At 50.6% G+C, this 8,732-nt stretch carries 9 protein-coding genes; 8 read left to right on the top strand and 1 reads right to left on the bottom strand.

Annotated elements, in window-relative coordinates; genetic code table 11:
- The 8 genes from PAT3040_RS22005 to PAT3040_RS21970 all read left to right on the top strand — a co-directional run.
- A partial coding sequence (locus tag PAT3040_RS22005; protein ID WP_219930306.1) for an S-layer homology domain-containing protein occupies positions 1–1,191 on the top strand: 1,191 nt, incomplete at its 5' end.
- Between the two features lie 223 nt (positions 1,192–1,414).
- Positions 1,415–1,795: a hypothetical protein gene (locus PAT3040_RS22000; RefSeq protein ID WP_146200507.1), complete on the top strand. Its 381-nt coding sequence runs from the start codon at positions 1,415–1,417 to the stop codon at positions 1,793–1,795.
- Positions 1,795–2,181 carry a type II toxin-antitoxin system RelE family toxin gene (locus PAT3040_RS21995; protein WP_108994400.1) on the top strand — a complete coding sequence of 129 codons (387 nt, stop codon included), beginning with the start codon at positions 1,795–1,797 and terminating at the stop codon, positions 2,179–2,181. Before PAT3040_RS22000 ends, PAT3040_RS21995 begins: the two co-directional genes overlap by 1 nt.
- 218 nt (positions 2,182–2,399) lie before the next feature.
- Complete coding sequence (locus PAT3040_RS21990) at positions 2,400–5,111, top strand: stalk domain-containing protein (protein WP_258235099.1); 2,712 nt, start codon at positions 2,400–2,402, stop codon at positions 5,109–5,111.
- Between the two features lie 116 nt (positions 5,112–5,227).
- The gene (locus PAT3040_RS21985; protein ID WP_108994399.1) at positions 5,228–6,415 is read left to right on the top strand and encodes a sensor histidine kinase; all 1,188 of its coding nucleotides are present in this window, start codon (positions 5,228–5,230) and stop codon (positions 6,413–6,415) included.
- The gene (locus PAT3040_RS21980; RefSeq protein WP_087569442.1) at positions 6,396–7,121 is read left to right on the top strand and encodes a response regulator transcription factor; all 726 of its coding nucleotides are present in this window, start codon (positions 6,396–6,398) and stop codon (positions 7,119–7,121) included. The genes PAT3040_RS21985 and PAT3040_RS21980 overlap by 20 nt, the downstream gene beginning before the upstream one ends.
- Positions 7,122–7,127: 6 nt before the next feature.
- Positions 7,128–7,715 carry a hypothetical protein gene (locus tag PAT3040_RS21975; RefSeq protein ID WP_146200506.1) on the top strand — a complete coding sequence of 196 codons (588 nt, stop codon included), beginning with the start codon at positions 7,128–7,130 and terminating at the stop codon, positions 7,713–7,715.
- A gap of 92 nt (positions 7,716–7,807) precedes the next feature.
- Positions 7,808–8,251, top strand: coding sequence for a DUF488 family protein, N3 subclade (locus PAT3040_RS21970; protein WP_108994397.1), 444 nt, complete (start codon positions 7,808–7,810; stop codon positions 8,249–8,251).
- A gap of 122 nt (positions 8,252–8,373) precedes the next feature.
- Here the strand turns inward: PAT3040_RS21970 and PAT3040_RS39560 are convergent.
- Positions 8,374–8,732, bottom strand: a 359-nt coding sequence (locus tag PAT3040_RS39560; protein WP_146200505.1) for an LPXTG cell wall anchor domain-containing protein, incomplete at its 5' end; no start/stop codon positions are given.

Below are 8,732 nucleotides of genomic sequence, written 5' to 3'. Positions count from 1 at the left end.
AAAAGCCGCTATACCGTGAGCAACGACAAATTTATAGCGGCGGTGACGACAGCGCGCAATGCGGGCCTGACAAGTCCGCGAATCGTGTTTAAGGTACCGGACCACGAACGGGCCGGTATTGCGGCGATCAGCCTGATCGCGCTGGAGATGGCGAGCAAGCAAGGCGGAGACGTGACGTTCGGAGTAGAGCATAAGGGGGCCACTTACGAGGTACCGCTCAAGCTGCTGAACTTCGCCAAGCTGTCTTCTTCCGTAGGAGGCAATGGTGTATCCAGCCAGTTGCTCATCACGATTGATCAGGGCGCTAATAACCAAACAGCTGCTTTGTCCAAAGCGCTGAACTCGTCCAAAGCCCAAATCATTGAAGGTCCCGTTTATTATGAGACATTTGTAGTCAATGGTTCTACAAAGGTTGCGTTGACGGATTTCAGCGGTTATGTAGGAAGATCGCTAAAAACGACGGCCAACATCATTGAAAGCCAGTCTGCTGCCGTCTGGCTGGACCCGGTAACGGGTACGCTCTCCTACGTTCCGACGATATTCAAGGAGGAGAGCGGCGGAACGAGAGCCATATTCAAACGCAAGGGCAACAGCTCTTACTCGCTCGTTAAGAATACGTCGAGCTTCAGTGATCTGAGCACGCATTGGGCGAAGGATACCGTGCAAATGATGGCTCGCAAATTTATTGTCGAAGGACATTCGACAACGAAATATGAGCCGGAAAAATCGATCACGCGCGGCGAATTTGCCACTTATATCGCCAAAGGCCTGGGATTGACGGGGGATAGAACGGCAGCGGCCAAGTTCTCGGACGTGAACAAAGACACGGTGATGGGAGCGTATATCGGAGCTGCATCCGCAGCCGGCATCGTCAACGGAGTCAGCGCCTCGTCGTTTAAACCGAACTCTCCTATAACTCGCCAGGACATGGCGACGATGATGATGCGCGCGGCGAAAGTGGCGGAATTGAACGTAACGCTGCCGGGCAGTGTAGATTCGTATCTGCAGCCTTTCGGGGATCGGGGCAGCATCAGCTCTTACGCCAAGACGAATATGGCGCAAGCGATCTATCTCGGCATCATTAACGGCAAGTCGAGCACAAGGCTAAGTCCAACGACGAACGCTACCCGTGCCGAAGGCGCGGTCATGATTCAGCGTCTCCTTGAGAAAGCCGACTTCCTCACACCGTAATTCAACCAGTAGGGCGGCAAGAACGGAATCCATCGATTCCGTTCTTGCCGTTTTTAAGTTAGGGCGTTCACATTTTTACCCATGCTGCATATAATGTGTTGTTAAATCACATTTGATATGTGATAATGAACATACAATGATCTATTTACGGAAATACTGAGAAGCGGAACGAACAATGAAGCCGTCCGTATTCATCATATTGGAACAAGGGGAGGGAGAGACGATGATTCAGTCTGGTACTGTTACATCGGAAATGCTGGCATTCATCAAGAATCAAGTCCTTACCGTCACAGACATTACTCGGTCAACAAAGCTGACTGAAATACTGGATTTGTATGCCGCGAAACTACCTAGCGAGGATGTTTTTGTGGTCCAGAACAGCAGAAATAAAGACGCGCAGGCGGTCATTGCTGATCTCGAATACTTTCAGGAACTGTTAATGTACAAAGAAGCTGTCGAGCAATCCATTGATGAAGTTATGCATCAACTCGTCCTGGAACGGAAAGACAAACCGGCTGAAATTGACTTGGCACACGTCATTGCCGATCAGGATCTGGATATGGAACGTATCATGAAACTCGTTGATAACGGCGATTTTGAATAATGACACGCGAGGAAATCGAACAGCGATTGAATGCGCTGCTATCCCCCTATAACGTCGTTATAAAATTTGGCCAGGACGCCGTTGAAGACTTAGCGAGTTACAAGAAAGAGCAACGAGAGGAAATCATTGCGCTAATCATCAAACGTGGAATAACAGGCCCGCTTATCAAGCCGGATGGCTTAGGTGACCCCTTGCATGGAGAGCTCCATGGGTTCACCAAAATCAAGCCTAAAAAACTCGGGTTACGTATTGTTTATCGCCCCTTGCAAAACGGCATGATACGAGTAGAAGTGATTGCCATCGGACCCCGGGATAAAAAGAAAGTTTACGCGCTGGCCGCCGGCCGCATCATGGAATTCAAAAAGGAAATGGATCGCGATAGGTGAGCAATCTGATTTTGAAACGCATTGCAGTTGGTTGGCGATAGTACGAAAGGGACCGTCAGGGTGGTTTGTCTCTGACGGTTTTTCTTAATGGCGATTAACAATATTTTTCGATACATGGAGGATGATAAGAGTCTTTTATGCAAATGGGCGTAACTTTTCTATTAAACTTGTAGTCTATTATAAGTAGACAACAGAGGATGGGAGAGTTGCAAAATATAATGGGCAAGTTGAAGCAAGGCAAACACGGTCGGATGAAGAGAAGAGGGCATTTAGGGACTAAAGTGATTATCGTGGCGATGAGCGGCATCCTCATTGCAGGACCGGTCGCGTCTATAGCGCCGGAGGGACTGGGGCAATGGCTGGCTCCTCAAGTGAGCGCAGCGACGGCATCTCAACTCAAGCTGAAGTCGCAATCGATCTTAACATCGGGCGCCAAGCGTCTGGATTATAGTTTTACTACTACAAGAAGCAATAAGAGCGTTAAGACTGACGTGCATGTGATCGAAGTCGATCTGACGAATCCATATGTGTCGCTGGATACGATCAGCGGGAAGTCGGGAAGCGTCGGACAGCGGAACAACATTCTTAATATGACCAAAGAAAGCGGAGCCATCGGCGGTATTAACGGCGATGTTTTCATCATGTCCAATAGCGAAGGCGCGCCCCTCGGGGCACAGGTGCAAAATGGCGTGTTGACGTCGACTCCTTCCAGATTGAGCGGCATGTACGCCTTCTCCCTTACGAAGGATCGTCAGCCCGTCATCGATTCGTATTCCTTTACAGGGACGGTTACGGCATCTAACGGGAATACGTTTAATCTGGAGGGAATCAACAAGTCCGCTTATTTTGGCGAGATGGACGGGATTACATACAGCCATTCCAACATGATTTATATCTATACTAGCGCATGGGGCGGCGCGGAGCGTCCGATGAATTCCGCGACCAAACCGACGGAAGCGCTGGTCATTGACGGAATCGTTACGGAAATTTCCGTTGAGACGGCCATAAAGACCGCCATTCCGGAGAATGGCTATATTCTTCGCGCCGGTCAAGGCGATGCCGCCAAATTCATAAGAGAGAATCTCAAGGTAGGCGAAGCCGTAACGGCGGATTACGCCCTGAGGTCGAAAACGAAAGGCGTCAATGTTGATCCGGCGTCATTCTCCATGCTGATCGGCGGACATACTCTGCTGGTAGACAATGGAGCCGCTTCGGCGTTCTCGCGCGACATTGCAGGCGTCAGTGGCAATTCTTATACATCGAGATCCGGCATCGGCTACTCCAAGGACGGCACGAAGGTTTATTTGATTACGGCGGAGAAGTCGGGAAGCAACACGGGACTCAGTCTGAAGGAGCTTCAGCAAGTGATGGTACAGCTCGGCGTGTACAAAGGGCTGAATCTCGATGGCGGCGGCTCCACGACGATGACGGAGCGTCCGCTGGGCAGCACTTCCGTACAGCTCGCCCACTCTACCCAGGAGAGCTCGCAGCGTGCGGTTTCCAATGGGATCGGCGTCTTTACGAACGCGCCGCAAGGCAGTCTTAAGGGCATGATGGTCAGGGGCTCTAACGTGATGCTGCTTGGCCAAAACGTGACGTATGGGGTAAGCGCCTACGATACGTATTACAACCCGATGAGCGTTGATGCATCCGCGCAAACCTGGACTTCGTCCGCTGCCGTAGGTACGTTTAGCGGCAATGTGTTTACCGCGACGAAGATCGGCAAGACGCAGCTCACGGTCAAGTCAGGCGATGTGACGGCCAACTATGATGTAGAGGTTATCGGGCAGGAGCAGATCGCTTCGATGAAGATCAACGCTTCCGCAGGCATGTTGTCGCCAGGCTCGACGCTTCAGGTGCCGATCACGGTCAAGCTGAAGAATGGCAGCACCTATAATCTGACAGGAGACTCGTTCGTTTGGGAATTCGTCGGCTTCGATGGCGAATACAAAAATGGAGCGATCTCGGTCGGTGAATTAAAGAAGGATGCGACGACAGGTTATGCGATTGCCCGTTACGACGGATATGGCACGACGGTTCCTTTCGTAAAAGGCGAGCAAGCGTCGGTTATTGAAGACTTCGAGACGGCCCGCTATGCCATTACTTCTCAGGTTACGCCGCCTGAAACAACGAAGGGTACGGTTAAGATCGTGACCGATCTGCCTGAGCAGAAGAGCGGCAAAGCGCTGCAAATCGGGTATGATTTTACGCAAGGAACTGGTACAAGGGCCTCCTATGCGGTGCTTGGCAGCGGACTGACATTATCCGGTACGCCGTCCTCATTGACGATGGACGTCTATAGCGATACGAGCAATAACTGGGTGCGCGCCGAAATCGTAGACGCGGCGGGCAAGACGCATCTGCTCGACGTTGCGAAGGAATTGAACTGGACAGGCTGGAGAAACGTGAAGGTCGATCTTTCCGGAGTGGCGTTCCCGGCCAAGCTGAAGCGGGTCTACGTCGTGACGCTGGGACAAGCCGATGTCGAGAAGCTTCCCGTAGGCGCTATTGCCATCGATAACTTGACGCTTCGTACGGCGACCGCCGTGAAGGAACCGGCTCGCGCTTCGATCGTGATGACGGCCGGCAGCACGAAGGCGACTGTCAATGGCAAGGCTTTGACGCTGGAGGCGGCGCCTCTGATTCAGCAGGGCTCCACCTACGTGCCGCTGAGGTTCGTGACCGAAGCCATGGGGGCAGAGGTCCTGTATGACGACAAGACAAGAAGAGTGACCGTCCTGAGGGGATCGCAAATGCTGGAGATGACGATCGGCAAGAAGGACTACACCCTTAACGGCGTACGTTATACCTCTGATGTAGCGCCATTTACGAAGAACGGCAGAACGCTGATTCCGATCCGATTATTCTCGGAGAAGCTCGGTTTCAAGGTGAAATATGAGGATAAATTAAGACAGATTACGATAGATTAGGCTGGACGCCATAGGGCTAAAGTGTGGTATGATGTAATGGAATATCCAATAAAACCGTGTTCCCGGTCAGGATCTTCGGAACAACCTCTATAGGAATAAGGGAGTGCCAGGCTGCCGTGGATCACCTGACCGTTGACATTAATAGAGTTATTGCAAATGCCATCAAGGTGATGGAAGACAGCAAGTACCAAATATATGAAATCTGCGAATCGGCCCGTTCCGAGCTCGAAGCGCTGGAGCAGGAGCTGGAGCAAGTGCTCCAGGAGACGATTCGCACCATCGATAAGGTTGACAAGCTTGAGCAGGAATACCGGCTGGCCCGGATCAGGCTCACGGAGGTCAGCCGCGATTTCGTGCGATATAAGGAAGAGGATATTAAATCCGCTTACGAGAAGGCCACTCAGATCCAGCTGGATCTGATGGTCTATCGCGAGAAGGAGAACTATCTGAAGTCCCGCCGCGACGATTTGCAGAAGCGGGTTCGCAATGTGGAGAAGTCGGTGGAACGAGCGGAAATGATCGCTTCACAGATGAATGTCGTGTTGGAGTATTTGACCGGCGACCTAAATCAGGTGACGAGAATCATGGAGTCCGCCAAGACAAGACAATTGCTGGGACTCAAGATTATTCTGGCACAGGAGGAAGAACGCAAGCGAATCGCGAGAGAAATTCATGACGGCCCTGCGCAGTCGCTCGCGAATATCGTTTTGCGCACCGAGATTGCGGAACGTATGCTGATCAAGGGTCAATTCGAGCTGGTACAGAACGAACTGGTCGATCTGAAGGGACAAGTCCGCTCCGGTCTGGAGGAAATTCGCAAGATCATCTTTAATCTTCGGCCGATGGCGCTCGACGATCTTGGACTGATCCCGACGCTCAGGAAGTTCACCCAGGACTTCGAGGAGAAGGCCAGGGTCCATACCAAGTTCGAGCTTTCCGGCAAGGAAATCAGACTTCCATCAGCTATGGAGGCAGCCATTTACCGCATGGTCCAGGAGGCTTTTTCGAACGTGCTCAAGCATGCAGGCGCTTCACACGTTTCCCTCGAAATAAGCTTTCATCCCCAGATTATTACGCTTACCATACAGGACAACGGAGTAGGTTTCCGAGTTGAAAGCATCAACCAGCCGCCCAAGCGCAATGCGCACTTTGGCCTAATAGGCATGAGGGAGCGGGTGGAGTTGATCGAAGGAAGGATTGATATAGACTCAAATCCGGGACAAGGCACGAAGATTGTAATAGATATTCCTACGACTTCCGAACATAGAAAGGAGATTGAGACTAATGAATCAGACCACGTCTAGCGGCCACAAGATCAAAATATTGTTGGCTGACGATCATCAGCTGTTCCGCGAAGGATTGAAACGCATTCTCAATATGGAAAACGATATCGAGGTTATCGGCGAATGCGGAGACGGTATTCAGGTTATGGAGTTCTGCAACCATACCATACCGGAGATCGTTCTCATGGACATTAATATGCCCATCGAGACGGGTGTTGTAACCACCGAACGGCTTAAGTCGATGTTTCCGGATGTAAAGGTCATTATTTTATCCATTCATGACGACGAAAGCTACGTGTTCGAAACCCTTCGCAAGGGCGCGACGGGTTACTTGCTCAAGGACATGGAGGCGGAGTCGCTTATTAATGCGATTCGTTCCGTACAACAGGGCTATTCTTATATCCATCCCAAAGTCACGGGCAAGCTCATTAACCAGCTGCGCCGGATGACCTACCTGGACGAGATGGGCGTTGCAACGGGCGCTGCGGCCGCGAAGGAAGCAGGCGTTAAGTATCACGCGTCGGAAGAGAGTCCGCTTACTCGCCGCGAGGCGGAAGTACTTCGTCTGATGGCGGAAGGCAAGAGCAACAAGATGATCGGGGAGTTCCTCTTCATCAGCGAAAAGACCGTTAAGAATCACGTCAGCAGCATCCTTCAGAAGATGGAAGTCGACGACCGTACGCAAGCGGTTATCAACTCCATCAAGTTCGGATGGGTGACGTTGTAGAGTTAGATGGATCGTGAGAAGAGCTTGGAAGCTGCGAGGGTGCAGATTTCGGGGCTCTTTTTTGCATTCTGTTCGGTATTAAGGGATCCGTCCCTGAATCGCGGGGAGCGCTATTACTGCCGCGGGTTATCTCCGCTAGGCTGTCACTTACTTTTATTGACATTGGCGAGCAGAGAAGGTGGCGATCTGGCCGATTTTTATCGCAAGATGACCTCCGGCCAGCAAACTTTATTTATTTTCCGCACTTATTATAGCCATGTTATAGAGTCGGTAGAGGAGCTTTACTGGTGGAGTGCCTTTTTTCTGGCTCAGGGGACAAGATGGGCTGCGCTTAACGAGAAGATGTGCGAGCTTGGAGATCTCGAATTCGTTGCATTGTTGCAAGACATTGAAAGCATGCTCCGTACCCGCAATCATCCGATTCTTCTGGCTGATTTTGCTTGTGTATGTCGTGAAGATTTAGATTTGGACACCGAACTTCGTGGTTTTTTTCAGTCGGCATATAAGCAGCTAACCCAAGTCACCGTTGGAACAATTAAAATCTTGGCTGCATCCATACGTAATTCACCAGATTCCTTTGCGGAGTGGAAATAGATCGTAGATAGCCGCAAGTTCAGGACAGCCTGCCCCTTAGTTTGCTTATGTCTATTGCTTTATTTTCTCTGAACAATAAGGTGGTCATTTGAGTGAACAACAAGTATCTAAATCCTCCCGGGAAATTATATACCTGCAATCCAAGCGGGTTGCATAAGGTGAATTTCGAGGCTGATCGATTGCTTATTACGCGGGCTGGCAATGAAATTAGAGATACAGAGACCATTCGGGATCTCTCTCCCTCGCCTGATTTATTTCGTACGGCGCTGCAAGAATGGAAAAATAAGCTGGACGAAGAGGAATGGTGGCCCCTATATGAAAAAAGGTTCTTGAAAGAACTTGAATGGGAAACCAGAGTAAAGGCTTTGCGAGAAGTGTATAAGCGGTTAATTGCCGGCAAGAATGTGGTCCTTATTTGTTTTTGTCCAGATCATCGGTATTGTCATCGGAAGCTGGTAGGGGAGTTTTTCAACAAGTATGGTGTCGAAGTTCAAGAATTAAATCCAATTAAAGTTGAACAAATTAAATTGTTTTAGAAGCTGCTATGAACGTGGGAGCAAGCCTCATTTAGATTGCTCGTATCGGGATAGATCCGGCAAAGATGAATGGAAAGAAAAGCAGCACGGCCCAGGGAGGCCGTGCTGCTTTCATTCCGGAATTATTTGGAGTTGCGTTGACGATGTCTGAGTGTCAGCAAGCCGGAAACAAGGACGAAGCTTCCCAGCAAATAGTAGGGCATACGACTTGTATCGCCAGTCTTGGGCAGCGTATCTATCGGAGGCAGCTTCTCATCTATCGCTTGATCAACCTTCTCGTCAGGCCCTCCTCTAGGAATCTCCTCCTCTTCGACGATAAAGATCGTCTCGGTTGGCTCTGGCGATTCTGGCGGAGTCTCCGACGGTGTTGATGGTGATACTGATGGAGTCACAGCTGGTGTTTGTGCTGGAGTGACAACAGGTGTCTGGACCGGAGTCTCGACAGGTGTCTGGACCGGAGTCTCGACAGGTGTCTGGACCG

This window comes from Paenibacillus agaridevorans (genome assembly GCF_003112455.1).
GTDB classification, from domain to species: domain Bacteria; phylum Bacillota; class Bacilli; order Paenibacillales; family Paenibacillaceae; genus Pristimantibacillus; species Pristimantibacillus agaridevorans.
Note: the sequence above shows the minus strand (reverse complement) of the source record. Positions and strands in the feature narration are given on the sequence as shown.